Annotated in this window: 14 protein-coding genes; 9 read left to right on the forward strand and 5 right to left on the reverse strand. The window is 65.8% G+C overall.

Going from position 1 to position 17444, the window contains the following annotated elements:
* Positions 1 to 56: 56 nt before the first annotated feature.
* Positions 57 to 326: a DUF6460 domain-containing protein gene (locus LZD57_RS04610; RefSeq protein ID WP_233717958.1), complete on the forward strand. Its 270-nt coding sequence runs from the start codon at positions 57 to 59 to the stop codon at positions 324 to 326.
* A 172-nt stretch (positions 327 to 498) separates the two neighbouring features.
* Here the strand turns inward: LZD57_RS04610 and LZD57_RS04615 are convergent, their stop codons facing one another.
* Both LZD57_RS04615 and LZD57_RS04620 read right to left on the reverse strand, forming a co-directional pair.
* Positions 499 to 2814, reverse strand: a complete 2316-nt coding sequence (locus LZD57_RS04615) for an FdhF/YdeP family oxidoreductase (protein WP_233717959.1) — start codon at positions 2812 to 2814, stop codon at positions 499 to 501.
* Between the two features lie 184 nt (positions 2815 to 2998).
* Complete coding sequence (locus LZD57_RS04620; RefSeq protein WP_338034679.1) at positions 2999 to 3559, reverse strand: L,D-transpeptidase family protein; 561 nt, start codon at positions 3557 to 3559, stop codon at positions 2999 to 3001.
* A gap of 99 nt (positions 3560 to 3658) precedes the next feature.
* On the opposite strand from LZD57_RS04620, the gene LZD57_RS04625 reads away from it, so the two are divergent.
* Positions 3659 to 4342 carry a response regulator transcription factor gene (locus tag LZD57_RS04625; RefSeq protein WP_233717960.1) on the forward strand — a complete coding sequence of 228 codons (684 nt, stop codon included), beginning with the start codon at positions 3659 to 3661 and terminating at the stop codon, positions 4340 to 4342.
* Between the two features lie 315 nt (positions 4343 to 4657).
* Complete coding sequence (locus LZD57_RS04630) at positions 4658 to 5110, forward strand: cyclic nucleotide-binding domain-containing protein (protein WP_233717961.1); 453 nt, start codon at positions 4658 to 4660, stop codon at positions 5108 to 5110.
* A 37-nt stretch (positions 5111 to 5147) separates the two neighbouring features.
* Here LZD57_RS04630 and LZD57_RS04635 read toward each other — a convergent pair whose 3' ends face one another.
* A complete protein-coding gene (locus tag LZD57_RS04635; RefSeq protein WP_233717962.1) occupies positions 5148 to 5951 on the reverse strand; it encodes an exodeoxyribonuclease III in 804 nt (267 codons plus the stop codon).
* Between the two features lie 279 nt (positions 5952 to 6230).
* On the opposite strand from LZD57_RS04635, the gene LZD57_RS04640 reads away from it, so the two are divergent.
* On the forward strand, positions 6231 to 7112 hold the full coding sequence (locus tag LZD57_RS04640) for an alpha/beta fold hydrolase (protein WP_233717963.1): 882 nt from the start codon (positions 6231 to 6233) through the stop codon (positions 7110 to 7112).
* Between the two features lie 36 nt (positions 7113 to 7148).
* On the opposite strand, the gene LZD57_RS04645 is transcribed toward LZD57_RS04640, so the two are convergent.
* Complete coding sequence (locus tag LZD57_RS04645) at positions 7149 to 7796, reverse strand: outer-membrane lipoprotein carrier protein LolA (RefSeq protein WP_233717964.1); 648 nt, start codon at positions 7794 to 7796, stop codon at positions 7149 to 7151.
* A gap of 163 nt (positions 7797 to 7959) precedes the next feature.
* Positions 7960 to 9141, reverse strand: a complete 1182-nt coding sequence (metC, locus tag LZD57_RS04650; protein WP_255699770.1) for a cystathionine beta-lyase — start codon at positions 9139 to 9141, stop codon at positions 7960 to 7962.
* Between the two features lie 219 nt (positions 9142 to 9360).
* Between metC and LZD57_RS04655 the strand changes: the two genes are divergently transcribed.
* From LZD57_RS04655 to LZD57_RS04675, 5 genes are all read left to right on the forward strand, one after another.
* A complete protein-coding gene (locus LZD57_RS04655; protein ID WP_233717966.1) occupies positions 9361 to 10380 on the forward strand; it encodes an amino acid ABC transporter substrate-binding protein in 1020 nt (339 codons plus the stop codon).
* Positions 10381 to 10548: 168 nt separating this feature from the next.
* Positions 10549 to 11739, forward strand: coding sequence for an amino acid ABC transporter permease (locus LZD57_RS04660; protein WP_233717967.1), 1191 nt, complete (start codon positions 10549 to 10551; stop codon positions 11737 to 11739).
* Between the two features lie 11 nt (positions 11740 to 11750).
* Positions 11751 to 13250 carry an amino acid ABC transporter permease gene (locus LZD57_RS04665; RefSeq protein ID WP_233717968.1) on the forward strand — a complete coding sequence of 500 codons (1500 nt, stop codon included), beginning with the start codon at positions 11751 to 11753 and terminating at the stop codon, positions 13248 to 13250.
* Between the two features lie 59 nt (positions 13251 to 13309).
* On the forward strand, positions 13310 to 14080 hold the full coding sequence (locus LZD57_RS04670; protein WP_338034683.1) for an amino acid ABC transporter ATP-binding protein: 771 nt from the start codon (positions 13310 to 13312) through the stop codon (positions 14078 to 14080).
* A 196-nt stretch (positions 14081 to 14276) separates the two neighbouring features.
* Positions 14277 to 17264 (forward strand): cytochrome P460 family protein, encoded by a 2988-nt coding sequence (locus LZD57_RS04675; protein WP_233717969.1) that lies wholly within the window; start codon positions 14277 to 14279, stop codon positions 17262 to 17264.
* The last annotated feature ends 180 nt before the right edge of the window (positions 17265 to 17444 follow it).

The raw sequence follows: 17444 nt of genomic DNA on the forward strand, positions 1-17444 counted from the left end.
GCCGCCTACCTGCGGGGATCGAAGGACGACGCCACCCCGAAGGAACAACGCCGCCCATGTCCGAGCGCATCAATCGCTTTCTCGGAGGCTCGCCGATCGGCGTCGCCGTCCGGTTGATCCTGATCTCGATCCTCGTCGGGTTCATTCTGTCCTGGCTGAACTGGAACCCTCGCGACATCATCGACTGGGGCGTGCGCACCGTCGACTGGGTCTGGCGCTCGCTGTTCGGCTCGGCCGAGCGGGCGGTCTATTATTTCCTCCTCGGCGCTGCGATCGTCGTGCCCGTCTTCATCATTTCCCGGCTGCTCAAAGTCGGCCGGCGGTAGCGCCGCGTTTCGACCGGATCCTGTCACGGCGGCGCCGAGGCACGCCCCTCTGCCTGACGGCATCTCCCCCAAGGGGAGATCGAGGCCGGCCGGCCGCACCATAACCCACGGTGGGCCGCTGCGCTCTGCGTTTCAGATCAGCCGAGGGCTCGGCTGGCGAAACGCTGGCCGATCACTCCGCCGCGCGCTTGACGATCCGCACCGGCACCGACTTCGCCGCCGGCACGTGGGCGCGACGCGAGTGGTGCCACAGCGGCACGAGCACGTTCAGCTCGGGATAGTAGCCGGCGCAATTGCCCTTCGGCAGGGGCCAGGCGTGGACGCGGTAGTTTTCCACCCGCCGCGTCACGCCGTCGTCGACATGGGTTTCGACGTCGACGCGGTCCTCGTCCGTCAGGCCCAGCCGGCGCATGTCGGTTTCGTTCATCAGGATTACCATGCGCGTGCCCTTCACGCCGCGCAGCCGGTCGTCATAGCCGTAGATCGTCGTGTTGAACTGGTCGTTCGAGCGGACGGTGATGAGCTTCAGAACGTCGGGCCGGGTGGTGTCGATGTCCGGATCGACGTCGAAGCTCTCGGGGACGAGGAAGTTCGCCTTCTTCGTTTCGGTCCGCCATTCGCGTTTGGTCGCGCCGATGTCGCGGTGGAAACCGCCGGGCGTCCCCATGCGCAGGTTGAAGTTCCTGAAGTCCGCCGGATAGGCCCGCTCGATCGCGTCGCGCACGAGGCCGTAGTCGGCGACCCACTCGTCCCACGGCACCGTCGACTTGCCGGCGATGGTGGCCTTGGCGAGTTCGGCGGTGATCTTCGGCTCCGACAGGAGTTCGCGCGAGGCCGGCTCGGTCTTGCCGAAGGACGCGTGGATGCAGGCGGTGGAGTCCTCCACCGACACGACCTGCTCGACCCCGTTCTGGGCATCGCGCTCCAGCCGGCCGAGACAGGGCAGGATGTAGGTCTTTTCGCAGGTGAGGAGATGGTTGCGGTTGAGCTTCGTCGAGATCTGGACGTTGAGCCGCATCTTCCGCCAGGCTTCCTCCATCCGGCCCGTGTCGGGGATGGCCCTCGCGAAGTTGCCGCCGAGGCAGACGAAGCCCTTCACGGATCCGTCGAGGAGACCCTCGCACGATTCGACCGTGTCGAGGCCCTTCTCCTTCGGCACGCTGAAGCCGTAGAACTCCTCGAACTTTTCGACGGGGATGAGGTCGGGCTTTTCGGTGATGCCGACGGTGCGCTGGCCCTGGACGTTGGAGTGGCCGCGGATCGGCGAGATGCCGGCCCCGGTCTTGCCCATCATCCCGCGCATCAGAAGGAGATTCACCAGCATCTGGACGTTCTCGATGCCGTGCCGGTGCTGGGTGAGGCCCATGCCGTAATTGCCGATCACCTTCTCCGCCTTGGAGTAGACCCGCCCGACGTGTTCGAGTTCGCTGCGGGGAAGCCCCGAGCAGCGCTCGATCTGCTCCCATTCGGCGTCGCGCACGAACGTCTCGAACGCCTCGAAGCCGTGGCAGTGCTCTTCGATGAAGGCGACGTCCAGCACACGTCGTCCGCCAGTCTCCCTGGCCGCGTCGTCGAGGGCGAAGACGGCCTTGGCGATGCCGGTGATCGCCGCGACGTCGCCGCCGCCGCGGACCTGGTAGTAATCGCTCGACATCTTCGTCCCCTCGTCGGGAGACAGCATTTCGAGCGGGTTCTGCGGGCTCTTGAAACGCATCAGGCCGCGTTCGAAGATTGGGTTGAAGGTGATGACCGGGGCGCCGCGCTTCCTCGCCTCTTGCACCCAATGGAGCAGCCGCGGCGCATTGGTGCCGGTGTTGTGCCCGAAGAAGAACATCATGTCGCAGGCGTCGAAATCCTCGAGCGTCACCGTGCCCACCGGCGAACCGATCGATTCCGGCAGTCCGACCGAGGTCGATTCGTGGCACATGTTGGAGGAGTCGGGCAGGTTGTTCGAGCCGTAGATGCGCGCGAAGAGCTGCCACATGTGCGAGGCTTCGAGCGAGGCGCGGCCGGAAACGTAGAAGACCACCGACTTCGGATCGAGACCGCTCAACTCCTCGCCGATTTCCCGGAACGCGTCGGCCCATTTGATCGGCACGTACTGGTCGAGGCTCGCATCGTACTTCATCGGGGTCGTCAACCGACCCTGCTTTTCGAGGTCGTGGTCGGTCCATTCGAGGAGTTCCGACACCCGATGCCTGGCGAAGAACTCGCGGTCGCAGCGCTTCGGGGTGATCTCCCACATCGTCGCCTTGGCGCCGTTCTCGCAGTATTCGAACGGTTTGGGATCGGCCGGCTTCGCCCAGGAGCAGGAAACGCACTGATAGCCGTCGGGCTTGTTCTGGTTCTGCAAGGTCGCCCAGACGGTCGAAGCGAGCAGTCCCTCCTGGCTCGACTTGGCGACCAACGACTTGACCGATCCCCAGCCCCCCGAGGGCTCGTCATAGGGTTCGATGGTCGGCTTGTCGGTGTTTTCCGAACGGTCCATGAGGCATCCTCGCGGTCTCGGTTGCCTGCCTGGCCCGGAACGGGCTTCAGGCAGGCTTCAAACGGTTCCAATCAATCGAACTCGCCAGCCTCGCTGGGGTTGCAGAGAAGATGGCCCGGACGGCAATTTCGTGCCTCGGCGGTCCCCCGTGTCGCTCCGCGGCCTCCCGAAAGGCCCGGCGGTTTCACCGGCGGACGACGATCCGCGTTTGGCGGCCGAGGAGCGGGGCCAGCCTGCGCATGTCGGACGGGGACACGGCGATGCAGCCTTCGGTCGGCGGATGGCCGGGCTTGGCGACATGCAGGAAGATGGCGCTGCCGAGGCCGCGCGCCCGCCGGGTGAAATTCCAGTCGAGGACCACGACGACGTCGTAGAGCCCGTCGTCGCGGGCGAGCGTCTCGGCGCTGGCAGGAAAAGGCAGGCGGACGTGGCGGTTGTAGGCGGCATGTCGCGGCGCGTCGCACCAGCCGTCGACGCCGGGCCGGATTCCGCGGGTCGGCAAAGGGCTTTTCGGCCGGGCCATGCGGCCGCCACGATGCCAGAGTTCGACAACGCCCATCACCGCGACGGGGGTCGCGCCGTCCCCCTCGCGCTTGCCGATCGTCGTGCCCGAACGCCCGAGCGCGCAGGGGATGCGGAGCGGGCCGGCGGCGAGGATGCCGCGCCGGACGTCGCCCGGTTTCCGCCGGACGATGATGCGGTCGATCGTCACGGTGGGCGACATGGAAGCCTTGCGTTTCTGCAACAGTGTTGTCCTAGCCGCGAAATCCCTATGTTACAATCATCCGCCGACGATCCGGGCGGGCGAGCCCGCAACATTGACGACAGGCGAACTGCGGTTGGGATGAGCGCGAGAAGCATATTGATCGTCGACGACGACGATGACCTGAGAGAGACGCTGGCCGAACAGCTGTCCCTGCACGAGGAATTCAACGTCCTGCAGGAGGATACGGCGGCCAAGGGCATTGCGGCGGCACGGGGCGGCCTGATCGACCTCGTGGTGATGGACGTCGGCCTGCCGGACATGGACGGCCGGGAGGCCGTCAAGGTCCTGCGCAAGGGCGGCTTCAAGGCCCCGATCATCATCCTCACCGCCCAGGATGCCGATTCCGACACGATCCTCGGCCTCGAGGCCGGGGCCAACGACTACGTCACCAAGCCGTTCCGCTTCGCCGTGCTGCTCGCCCGCATCCGGGCGCAGCTGCGCCAGCACGACCAGAGCGAGGATGCGACCTTCCAGGTCGGCCCCTACGTCTTCAAGCCGAGCCAGAAGGTGCTGATCGACGAGAAGGGTGGCAAGATCCGGCTGACCGAGAAAGAGACGGCGATCATCCGCTATCTCTACCGCGCCGATCGGAAGGTGATCACCCGCGACGTGCTTCTGGAGGAAGTCTGGGGCTACAATTCCGGCGTCACCACCCACACGCTGGAGACCCACGTCTACCGCCTGCGCCAGAAGATCGAGCCCGATCCGTCGAACGCCCGGCTGCTGGTGACGGAGGCGGGCGGCTACAAGCTGATGCCCTGACCTGGAAGGGAGGGCCGGGCGGCTGGTGTCGCCCGGAACTCCCGTCGCCCCGGTCCCATTCCCGCGGACGAGCGGTGCGTCGTCGCCGCGCGAGCGACGCCCTCTCGCAACCCACGGGCGATCCGGCCCGCAAGTCTTGCCCGCGCGTTCACCCTTCCTCTACCAATCCCGTTCACGATAACGTTGCCGTGTCCGCGCGGCGAAGCTCCGCGGGCGCGGCTCCGGAGCCGTTTCGATGGTTAACGAAGAGGCTCGGCCGGCGCCTGCGGCGATGCTGCGCGCCCTCGGGCAGGAAAAGATCGGTACGCCGCAACGATGAGCCTCGAGAGCGACATCGCGATCCTCCGGAACGTCCGGCTCTTCGACGGCCTTCAGACCGATCAGCTGCGGCTTCTCGCCTTCGGCGCCGAGCACCGGCGGGTGCGGGCCCGCGAATTCGTATTCCGCGAGAATGCCCGGGCCGACGCCGGCTTCGTCATCGTGACGGGCAGCGTCGCCCTGACGCGCGGCCGCGGCGACGATGCGAAGATCCTCTCCCGCCACGGCCCGGGAGCGCTCCTCGGCGAGATCTGCCTGATCACCGAGACCACCCGGCCGGCGAGCGCCCAGACGGAGAGCGACTGCGACCTCATCCGCGTGTCGCGGACGCTGTTTCGCCGCATGCTCGAAGAATATCCGGAATTCGCCGCCGTCCTCCACCAGCGCATCCGCGACGAACTCGAAGCGATGCTCGCCGACATCGAACGGCTGGAAGACCGCTTTCGCTGAGGTTCGGCGGGTTTGGCTCTCCGGGCCGCCGAAATATTTACAGAGCGAACCGCGCGATCACCGGGACGTGGTCGGACGGCTTTTCCCAGCCTCTTGCCTCGGAGAGGATCTCGACCTTTTCGAGCACCGGCGCCATGTCGGCCGAGCCCCAGACATGGTCGAGGCGGCGGCCGCGGTTGGAGGCGGCCCAGTCCTTCGCGCGGTAGCTCCACCAGGTGAACAGCACCTCCTCGGGCGGAAAATGCACCCGCATCAGGTCCGTCCAGTTGCCGTCCTTCTGCGCCGTCACGAGCCCTTCGGTCTCGACGGGGGTGTGCGAGACGATCTTGAGGAGCTGCTTGTGGGACCAGACGTCCGTCTCGAGCGGCGCGATGTTGAGATCGCCGCATAAAAGCGCTGAGACGCCGGTCTCGCCATCGGCATTCGTCCGCCGCAGCTCTTCGACGAAATCGAGCTTGTGACGGAATTTCGGGTTGATCGCGGGGTCCGGCTCGTCGCCGCCGGCCGGGACGTAGAGATTGTGGATGCGGATCTTCCGGCCGCCGACCTCGATCCGCGTCGACAGGTGGCGCGCGTCGCCGACTTCGCAGAAATCCTGCCGGACGATGTCCTCGAAGGGCAGTTTCGAGACCGTCGCGACGCCGTGATAGCCCTTCTGCCCGTGGATCGCCACGTGCTCGTAGCCGAGCGCCCGGAACGCCTTTTCGGGAAACTGGTCGTTCGGGCACTTGGTCTCCTGCAGACACAGGACGTCGGGCCGGTGCTCGGTGAGGAACCGCTCGACGAGGCCGATCCTGAGGCGCACGGAGTTGATGTTCCAGGTGGCGAGGGAGAAGGGCATGGGCGCGGCGCTTTTGCTGGAAGGGACGGGCGGGGGAAGTCGGATGTCACTCCCGGCTTATGCCTGCGGGGCCTTCGACGGCAAGCGCGGCGTCACGCCTTTCCCCTTGGGAGTCGACACTTCGGTCGGTGACAGCGGGTCAGGCGAACTCGTCATTCCAGATCCTGCGCGGCAAGGAAGATGAAGTGGAACGACGGCGCTCCTCCCCGGCCTTGCCGATGCATTAGAACTCCGTATCTCGACCTGCAGCCGGAACGGTCCCGTGATGCGGAGAAACAAATGTTCGAAAGCTTCACCGAACGCGTCATCCCCGGCGAAGGCGCCGACATCTTCTGCCGGCTCGGCGGCGAGGGCCCGCCGCTGCTTCTGCTGCACGGCTATCCCGAGACCGGGGCGATGTGGGCGCCGATCGCAGACAGGCTGGCCGAGCGGTTCAGCCTCGTCGTGCCGGATCTGCGCGGCTATGGCCGCTCGTCGGTGCCGGAGAACGATCCTCTGAACGAGGCCTATTCGAAGCGCCGGATGGGAGCCGACATGGCGGCGGTGATGAGCGCGCTCGGCCATGAGCGCTTTGCCGTCGCCGGCCACGATCGCGGCGCTCGCGTCGCCTATCGGATGGGGTTCGACATGCCGGAGCGGCTGACGCGGCTCGTGGTCCTCGACATCGTGCCGGTCGCCGAGGTCTGGGAGCAGATGGGACCGGCAGAGGCGATGAAGGTCTATCACTGGCCGTTCCTCGCCCAGCCCCACCCGCTCCCCGAGACGCTGATCGGTGCCGACCCGGTCTTTTATCTGCGGCACACCATGGCGAGCTGGACCGGCGTGAAGTCGCTGGAGCCTTTCGCGCCCGAGGCCTTTGCCGAATATGCCGAGCATTTCTCAACGCCCGAGCACGTCCACGGCGCCTGCAACGACTACCGGGCCGGCGCGACGATCGACTGGCGGCTCGACCGCGAGGATCGCGATGCGGACCGCAAGATCGCCGCGCCGCTGTTGGCGCTGTGGGGTTCGGACGGGATTCCGGGCTCGGGCGAGAGCCCGCTCGACGTCTGGAAGCGCTGGGCCGCGGACGTCACCGGCGGGCCGATCGCCGCCGGGCACTTCCTCGTCGAGGAAGCGCCGGAGGAGACGCTGGCGGCTCTGCTCGGGTTCTTCGAATAGAGGTGAGGGCGACGGACGTCGCCCTCGAAGGCCGCCTCAGCGGTTGCCGGTCTGGCCCTGCGAGATCGCCGTATAGGGGATCTTGAAGGCCGAATCCTGGATGTTGCCGCCTTCCTGGACGTTGTAGATCATCACCGTCGTCTCGCGGCCCTGCTTGTCGCGGATCGTCCACTGCTTCAGGTCCGAGCTCTTCGGGTCGAACATCATGGTGATGCGGGAATTGCCGAAGACCGACCGGTCGCCCATGACGATGGTGGTCAGGTCCGGCTCTTCCTTGACGCTCTGGATGTTGGCCTGCGACAGGTTGATCCGCCGGTCGAGCAGGAGCTTCATCGGCGTCTGGGAGAGCGGATAGGTCTCCCAGGTGTTGAGCTTGCGGTTGTTGATCGCGACGTTGGACCCGTCGGAAATGACGCGCAGCGGCGCGTTGGCATAGTCGAAGCGCACCTTGCCGGGGCGCTCGATGTAGAACTTGCCTTCCGACTGACGGCCACCCGGATCGAACTGCACGAAATCCCCGTGCATCGAGGGGATGGAGGCGAAATGATCGGCGATCTTCTGGGCCGCGGCGGTCGCCTGGGCCTGTGCCGCGGGAACGGCGGCGGCGAGCAGCATCGCCGCCCCGGCGCCGGCGAGCGCGGCCTTGCGCCCGGCGCTGCGGATGAATTGCATGAATTGGGCCATCTTCGTGCGGCTTCCTCTCTTGGGACCTTCGCCCTTCGACGTCGCGCCGGTTCGCGCCGGCGTCGATCTTGGTTCGTCATCGTATTTTGGGAGCGTTACCTGGGGCTGCAATGGGGCCTAACCATGGCGTGAAGAGAGCCGGGCGGCCCGCCGCGCCGCGACCTCAGGTCACGCCCTTCGCCGCAGAAAGACCGCGTTCGAGGTCCGCCTCGAGGTCGGCGACGTCTTCGAGCCCCACCTGCAGACGGATGAAGGTGCCGTCCGACGGACCCTTGGAGATCGTCCGGTCGGAGAGATCCACCGCGACGGCGAGGCTCTCGTGCCCGCCCCAGGAATAGCCGAGACCGATGATCTGAAGCGCGTCGAGAAAGGCGCTGGCGCGGGCGAAGCTGCCGGGAAGCAGGAAGGAGAATAGGCCGGAGGAGCCGGAGAACTGGCGCTCGTAGAGTTCCCGGTCGAAGAACGACGGGAGGGCCGGATGGCGCACCTCGCCGACGCCCTCGCGGCCCTCCAGCCAGCCGGCCAGTTCGAGCGCCGAGGCCCGATGGCGCTCCAGCCTGACGCCCATGGTCTTCAACCCGCGCAAAACGAGGTAGACGTCGTCCGGCGCGGCGTTGACGCCGATCTGCATCTGCGTCTCGCGCAGGCGGTGGGCGGTCTCGCGCGTCGCCGAGACGCTGCCCATCATCACGTCGGAATGACCGCTCGGATATTTCGTCAGGGCGTGGATCGACAGGTCGACGCCGTGTTCGAGCGGGCGGAAATAGAGCGGCGTCGCCCAGGTGTTGTCGAGCATGGTGATGGCACCGCCCGCATGGGCGGCATCGCAGACGGCCCGAACGTCCATCATCTCGAAGGTGTTGGAGCCGGGCGCCTCGAGGAAGACGACCCTGGTGTTGGGCCTCATCAGCTCCGCGATGCCGGGGCCGACATGCGGATCGAAATACTCGATCTCGACGCCCATGCGCCGCAAGGTGCCGTTGGCGAACTGGCGGGTCGGCGAATAGACCGAATCGACGATCAGGCAGTGGTCGCCGGCGCCGAGAAAGGCGAGGAGGGGAATCGAGATCGCGGCGAGGCCGGACGGGACCAGAATCGTCTCATGGGCATTCTCGAGTTCGCTCAAGGCGTCTTCCAGCGCCTTCGTCGTCGGGGTGCCGCGTAGTCCATAAGTATAAGGCAGCGACCTGCGGTTCTTCATCGCGTCGGTCGATTCGAACAGGACCGTGGAGGCGTGAACGACCGGCGGATTGACGAAACCATGCATCGATCGGGGATCGTAGGGCCCGTGCGCGAGAAGGGTATTGGGGCCGGTCTGCCGGGATTTTGAGCGATCCGTGGTCAACTGTTCGTCCTCTTGGCTACTTCGTCTGCAGAGTTGATCGTTTCGCCGGTTTGCATTGCAAAAGAAAAAACCGGCAGCTTGACCTGATTAAAATTATGTCATGGAATTGCCCAGCTTGGCGGAGGTCACCGATGAAGAAGCGGTGCCGCCGCTGCCGCGCTCGTTTTTCAACGGCGCGGACACAGTTAAAACGATAACCCAAATGGGGAAGGCTTCCTGATGAATTCCAAGCTCCTGACAGCTCTGCTCGGCATGACGATCGCAGGGCTCGCCGGCGGCGCGGCCTCTGCGCAGACGCTCGACACCGTGAAGGAGAGAGGCCAGCTTCGTTGCGGCGTCAACACCGGCCTTCCGGGCTTCGCTTCCCAGAACGACCAGGGCGCTTGGCAGGGTCTCGACGTCGACTACTGCAAGGCGGTGGCCGCGGCGATCTTCGGCGATGCCTCGAAGGTGCAGTATTCGCCGCTGTCGGCCGTCCAGCGCTTCCCGGCGCTGCAGAACAGCGAAATCGACATGCTGGCCCGCAACACCACCTGGACGATGGACCGCGACACCACGCTCGGCCTCGCCTTCGCCGGCGTCAACTACTATGACGGCCAGGGCTTCATGGTGAAGAAGGACCTCGGCGTCAATTCGGCGCTCGAACTCTCCGGCGCGACGGTCTGCGTCCAGTCCGGCACGACCACCGAGCTCAACCTCGCCGACTATTTCCGCACCAACAAGATGGACTACAACCCGGTCGTCATCGAGGCCCAGTCCGACGTGAACTCGGCCTATGATTCCGGCCGCTGCGACGTGCTGACCACCGATGCCTCGGGCCTTGCGGCCTCGCGTCTCGAAATGGCCAGCCCGGAAAATCACGTCATCCTGCCGGAGATCATCTCCAAGGAGCCGCTCGGGCCCGCCGTGCGCCAGGGCGACGACCAGTGGTTCAACATCGTCAAGTGGACCCACTACGCCCTCCTCGACGCGGAAGAGCTCGGCGTCACCCAGGAGAACGTCGAAGAGATGAAGTCCTCCGACAACCCGGAGATCCGTCGTCTGCTCGGCGAGGACAAGGACTTCGGCGCCTCGATCGGTCTGTCGAAGGACTGGGCGGTGAACATCATCAAGGCCGTCGGCAATTACGGCGAGATCTTCGAGCGCAACATCGGCGTCAACACGCCGCTGGAGATCCAGCGCGGCCAGAACGCCCTGTGGACCAAGGGCGGCCTGCAGTACGGCATGCCGATCCGCTGATCCGGACTGCATTTCGCCTGATGTGCGGGCGCCCCTCGATCGGGGCGCCCATTTTCGGACAGTGCCGGAACTGGCAGGCCGTCGGCCGTTTGCTGGAGCGTGGGGCGTCGGGCCGCGCGCCCCGCCGGACGATCGCCGGTGCCTTGCCGGAGGTGGGAGTTCGTCGCCATGAGCGTCGAGACTGAGACCATGCCACGCCGCGTCAGCGGCTCGTCGATGCTCAACAATCCGACGGTGCGCAGCATCGTCATCCAGGTTTCGCTGATCGTCCTTCTCGTCGGCTTCACCTGGTGGATCGTCGACAACACGGCGCGCAACCTCGCGGCGGCCAACATCGCCTCCGGCTTCGGCTTCCTGTGGTCGCGGGCCGGCTTCGACATCGCCATCACGCCGATCCCCTATACGTCGAACGAGACCTACGGCCAGGCGCTGATCATCGGCGTCATCAACACGCTGATCATCTCGGCGGCCGGCATCGCGCTGGCGACGATCCTCGGCTTCGTCGTCGGCATCGGCCGGCTGTCCGGCAATTTCCTGATCCGCATGCTCTCGACCGTCTATGTCGAGATCTTCCGCAACATTCCGCCGCTGCTGGTCATCCTGTTCTGGTATTTCGGCGTCCTGTCGGTCCTGAGCGGCCCGCGCGGCCTCGAAGAGAACGCCTTCGGCGTCTATCTGACCAATCGCGGCCTGCAGATCCCGGCCATCATCTTCGGCGCCCTGGCCTGGGCTTCGCTCGCCGCCTTCGTCGTCGGCATCGTCGCGGCGATCGTGATCGCGAGGCGCAACAAGAAGCACCAGCTGGCGACCGGCGAGCGCAAGCCGCTCCTGTGGACGGCTCTCGCCCTGATCGTCGGCCTGCCGATCCTCGTCTTCCTGGTGACGGGCCTGCCCGCGGTGCTGGAATTTCCGACGGCCAATCGCTTCAATCTCGCCGGCGGCGTCCAGATCAGGCCGGAATTCATCGCCTTGTGGCTGGCCCTGTCGATCTATACCGGCGCCTTCATCGCCGAGATCGTGCGCGCCGGCATCATGTCCGTGTCGAAGGGGCAGAACGAGGCGGCTTCGGCGCTCGGCCTCAGGCGCGGCCAGGCACTTCGCCTCGTCGTCGTGCCCCAGGCCTTCCGGGTGATCATTCCGCCGCTCACCAGCCAGTATCTGAACCTCACCAAGAACTCTTCCCTCGGCCTCGCCGTCGGCTATCCGGAGCTCGTCGCGGTGGGCTCGACGGTTCTCAACCAGTCCGGCCAGTCGATCGAGGTCGTCTGCATCTGGATGGCCGTCTATCTGACGATCAGCCTGTCGGTCTCGGTGTTCATGAACTGGTTCAACGCCAAGATGGCTCTGGTCGAGCGCTGAGGGACGGATCGATGGAAGAGCAAGTTTTCCAATACGTGTCGAAGGACCAGAAGGCGGCGCTGCCGCCGCCCGAGAGCGAGGTCGGCGCCTTCGGCATCGTCCGGCGCAATCTCTTCGCCACGCCCGTCGACTCGATCCTCTCGATCGCCGCCGGCCTCTTCGTTCTCTGGGCGGTCTGGAACATCTTCCAGTGGGCGGTCGTCGACGCGGTGTTCACCGGCGAAAACCGCGAGGCCTGCCTGGTCGAGGGCGGCGGCCATGGCGGCGCCTGCTGGGCGTTCATCCGCGCCAAGTTCGGCCAGTTCATCTATGGCGTCTATCCCTTCGGCGATCGCTGGCGAGTGGATTTCCTGTTCGTCGCGCTGGTCGCCCTCGTCGCCGGACTGGCGATCCCGAGAGTGCCCTACAAGCGGCTGAACGCGGTTCTCCTCTTCGGCGTCTTCCCGGTGGTGACGCTGGTCCTCCTCACCGGCGGACGCTTTTCCTTCTCCGGCGGCGAACTGGCGGTGCTCTTCCTGATCGCGGCGGCCGTCACGATCAGCGACGTGTCGTCCGAACCGCAGGTCGGATTCCACAGCCTGCCGGTCAAGATCGCCCTCGGTGCGGCGCTGCTGTCGCTGGTCGCGATCCTGCTTTCCAACTTCGTCAGCGCCCGGACGCTGGTCTTTCTCGACTTCCGCTTCACGCTGCTGTCGCTGGTCTCCTTTCTGGCCGCGCTCGTCGCGCTCGGCCTCGTCGTCTTCCTCGGCTTCATGGCGCGGCGGGGGGAGGGCAACGTGGCACGCCTGTTCTATCCGGCGGCGGCGGTCATCCTCTTCCTCTTCCTGATGTCGACGAATTTCGGCCTCACCCAGGTGCCGACCAATCTCTGGGGCGGCCTGATGCTGACGCTGGTGGTGGCGCTGTCGGGCATCGGCGCCTCGCTGCCGCTCGGCATTCTGCTCGCTCTCGGCCGACGCTCCGACATGCCGGCTGTGAAGCTCCTCTCGGTGATCTTCATCGAGTTCTGGCGCGGCGTGCCGCTGATCACCGTCCTGTTCATGGCGAACTTCATGCTGCCGCTGTTCATGCCGGAAGGCGTGACCTTCAACCAGCTTCTGAGGGCCTGCGTCGGCGTCGCGCTGTTTTCGGCCGCCTATATGGCGGAGGTGATCCGCGGCGGCCTGCAGGCGATCCCGAAGGGCCAGTACGAGGGCGCCGACGCCATGGCGCTGACCTATTGGCAGAAGATGCGGCTGATCATCCTGCCGCAGGCGCTGAAGCTGGTGATTCCCGGTATCGTCAACACTTTCATCGGCCTCTTCAAGGATACCAGCCTCGTCTACATCATCGGGCTCGCCGATCTTCTCGGCACGGTGCGGCGCGGCTTCAACGATCCGAACTGGATCACGCCCTCGACGCCGGCAACCGGCCTGATCTTCGCCGCCTTCATCTACTGGCTGTTCTGTTTCTCGATGTCCCGCTACTCGATCTATACCGAGCGGCGTCTCGACACGGGTCACAGGAGCTGAAATCTTTTCGAGGAATAGCTGCCATGAGTCTCCAGAACGAAGCCGCCGCGAAAGACGATGTGGCCTCCGCCCCGGCGAAGAAGATGAAGGTGTCCGACGAGATCGCCGTCGAGATGATCGGCGTCAACAAGTGGTTCGGCGAGTTCCACGTGCTGCGCGACATCAACCTGACCGTCCGCAGAGGCGAGCGGATCGTCATCTGCGGCCCGTCTGGCTCCGGCAAGTCGACCACCATCCGCTGCATCAACCGGCTGGAGGACCATCAGAAGGGCAAGATCGTCGTCGACGGCATCGAGCTCACCGACGACCTGAAGAAGATCGACGAGGTGCGCCGCGAGGTCGGCATGGTGTTCCAGCACTTCAACCTCTTCCCGCACCTGACCATTCTCGAGAACTGCACCCTCGCGCCGATCTGGGTTCGCAAGATGCCCAAGAAGAAGGCCGAGGAAATCGCCATGCACTATCTGACGCGGGTGAAGATCCCCGAACAGGCGAACAAATATCCGGGCCAGCTCTCCGGCGGCCAGCAGCAGCGCGTGGCCATCGCCCGCTCGCTCTGCATGAATCCGAAGGTCATGCTGTTCGACGAGCCGACCTCGGCGCTCGATCCGGAGATGATCAAGGAGGTGCTCGACGTCATGGTCGGGCTCGCCGAAGAAGGGATGACGATGCTCTGCGTCACCCACGAGATGGGTTTCGCCCGGCAGGTGGCGAACCGCGTGATCTTCATGGATGCCGGCCAGATCGTCGAACAGAACGAGCCGCACGCCTTCTTCACCGATCCGCAGCACGAGCGCACCAAGCTGTTCCTGTCGCAGATCCTGCACTGATCCCGGCGGGTCGTGGCTTCGGCAAGTAAACGGGGGCCGGGGGCCCCCGTTCTTCGTCGCCTCCGGCCGAAGAGCGAGGCGGCCGCTTCATTCTTCCAAAACTATGCCTGGCTTTCGAAAGTGGAAATCAACTTCTAATAATTCCAATTTGCTGTACCCTTCGGGCAACGACGATTCGACCGGGAGGGTTGGCACGATGTCGGGCAGCTTCACGCGATGGCTGGTGGCCATCGCTTTCGCCGCGATGGCGGCGACCTCCGCCGATGCCGCCTGCGTGGCCTTGCAGAAGACGCCTCAGCTTCCCGACGACCTCGCCCTCTGCAAGCGCCTCGATCCGGTCGTGCGCAAGCCCGCCGCCCTGCCGCTCAACGAATACGAGGAAGCGCTCAACCAGTATTTCTCGCATTTCTGCCATCGGGACCCGGCCGCCGGCTGGGTTCGCGACAAATTCGTGCGCGACACCGGCCCCTATGTCGCCAGCCTCGTCAACGGCGCCTGGATGGGATCGGACCGCGGCACCCATGCCCCCGTCGTGATCTGGTATTCGCCGGAAATGCTCGACTGGCTGAAGACCGCGCGCCCTTCCGACGAAGCGGCGCGCCCGGCCGAGGAGCCGCCGGTCCCCGACGGCGCGATGATCGTCAAGGAGATGTATCCGGCGCCGGCGGCGCTCTGCGCCAAGGAAGATCCGGCCATGCTGAAGCCGACCAGCGGCGCGGCCTTCATGGTGCGCGACGCCAAGGCTTCCCATGACGGCTGGTACTGGGGCTGGTACGGCTGGAGCGACGATCCGAAGGCCAATATCGACTGGCCGCCGCGCCCCTCGAACGGGCTGCCCTATCAGGGCTTCGGCCAGTACTGCCTGAACTGCCATGCGTCGGCGCAGGCCAATTCGACCTTTTCCAGCCTGACGAACATCGAGGGCGAACCCGGCCGGCCGATCGCCTTCCTGTCGCAGGACTTCGCCCTCGATCTCGGGGCCGAGCCCCATCACGAGGCGCTGACCGACGTCGCGCCGGCGGTCGACGATCCGAAGCCCGCGCCGAAGGAACTCAATCCCGACGTCGCGGCGCTGTTCGACTACGTTTTCGCGCAGCTGCCGAAGGACGTCGGCTCGCTGCAGATGCCGTCGGCGAGCTACGACACGGTCTGGGTCAAGGAACACGCCGAGACCACCGAAAAGAGCCAGTACCTCACTTCGGACCAGTGCGTCGGCTGCCACGACGCCGGCAGCACCGGGCTGCAGTTCGACATGACCAGGCCGGCGCCGCTCGACAAGGTGCACAATCCGGACGGCTCGAAGCTGATCAACATGTCGCCCTACGGCACCTGGCGGAACTCGCCGATGGGCCTTGCCGGCCGCGACCCGATCTTCTTTTCGCAGCTGGCGAGCGAAACCCAGACCTTTCACCCCGACGTTTCGCCGGAAGTGCAGTCGATCTGCCTCGGCTGCCACGGCATCCAGGGCCAGCGGCAGTTTCAGCTCGACGGCGCCTCGAAGGGCGGAGGCTGCCCGAATTTCGAGCGCTCGATGGCCGACGCCGTGCCCTATCCGCCGAACAATCCCGGCGCCGAGCACGCGGATTTCGGCGCGCTCGCCCGCGACGGCATCTCCTGCACCGCCTGCCACCATGCGATCTTCAAGGATGCCGACATCGCCTTGGCAAAGGACAGCGAGGCCAATCGCTGCATCGTCGCCCGGCAGGATCAGCTCAATCCGAAGGACCTCGCCGAAGGCTTCGCGCGCACCTTCACCGGCAGCTATTTCGTCGGCGCGGCCGATCGCCTGAAGGGGCCGTTCGAGGATCCCAGGCAGGTCCCGATGAAGAACGCCCTCGGGATCCAGCCCGAGCACGACGAGACGTTCCTGAAGTCGGACCTTTGCGGCAGCTGCCACACGGTGCATCTGCCGGTGCTCGATCGGGGCAAGACCCTCGGCTACACCTTCGAGCAGACGACCTATCCCGAATGGGCCTTCAGCGACTACCGCACCGGACTGACGGCGAACGGCAGCCTTCCCGAAGGGGAGGGACCCAAGGCCCAGAGCTGCCAGGACTGCCACATGAAGAGCCACGACGAGACCGGTCAGCCGCTCGTCTCGAAGATCGCCAGCATCCAGGAGCACAGCAATTTCCCCGCGGCGGAAAACGCCCTCGGGCCGGACGCGATCGATCTGGAGCGCCGCGTCGGCTTCGCGCTCCACACTCTCGTCGGCCTCAACGTCTTCCTGATCGAGATGGCCGACCAGTTTCCGGATTTCCTCGGCATCGCCGTCCAGGATCCGATGCTGGTCTCGAAAGGCGTCGACAACATCGTCACGACCCGCGACAAGATGCTGGAGAATGCCGAGACGCTGTCGGCGTCGATTGCGGTGACGAAGGTCAGCCAGGCGGACGGGCGGCTCGCGGCGACCGTGAAGATCGCGTCCGACGTCGGGCACAAGTTCCCCTCCGGCGTCGGTTTCAGACGGGCCTTCGTCGAGTTCCGGGCGCTCGATGCGGCCGGCAAGCCGTTGTGGACGTCGGGCGGCACGAACGCCGCCGGCGTCATCGTCGACGGCAAGGGCGAACCGCTGCCGGGCGAACTGTGGTGGGAGCCGAACTGTTCGGCCCGCGTCGCGCCGCTGGAGCGGCGGCACCAGCCGCATTATCAGACGATCACCAGCGAGAGCGAGGCACAGATCTATCAGGAACTCGTCTCGACGCCGGCCCCCTCCGGCGAGGCGATGTGCGGCCACGACGCGGCGCCCGCCGGCCAACTGACGACGAGCTTCCTGTCGATCTGCAGCCATGTGAAGGACAACCGCATCCTGCCGTCGGGCTATCTGCCCTTCGAGGAGCGCGTGAAGATCGCCAATGCGCTCGGCTCGAAGGGCACGGCGCTCGCCGAGGACACGGGTTCGGTCGCCGTCGGCGACGACCCGGACTACGTCACCGGCGGCGGCGACACGCTCGACTACGAGATCGACCTGGCGTCGCTCGACGGTCAGGTCGCGAGCGTCGAGGCGACCCTCTACTATCAGGCGATTCCGCCCTTCTATCTGCAGGACCGCTTCTGCACGGCGAAGGGGACCGACCGCGACCGGCTGGCCTATCTGACCAGCCAGCTCGACCTCGACGACACCGCGGCGGCGGGCTGGAAGCTGAAGATGGTCTCGTCCGGGCCGGTGGCGGTCGGCGATTGAACGTCGGGTCCGGCTGGCCGAATGTCACGAGGGCGCGTGCCGGGGCGGGTTCTCTCGCCCTCTCGGCGGCGATCGAGCGGGGCCCGCACGACCATGGCGGGCCCTCAGCCTCGGCTATTATCGCGGAACTTTGAAGATCGCGCGCCGTTGAGATGGCAACTTTCGTGTCCGGGGGATGAA

It is taken from the genome of Jiella avicenniae (genome assembly GCF_021390325.1).
GTDB classification, from domain to species: Bacteria; Pseudomonadota; Alphaproteobacteria; order Rhizobiales; family Rhizobiaceae; genus Jiella; species Jiella avicenniae.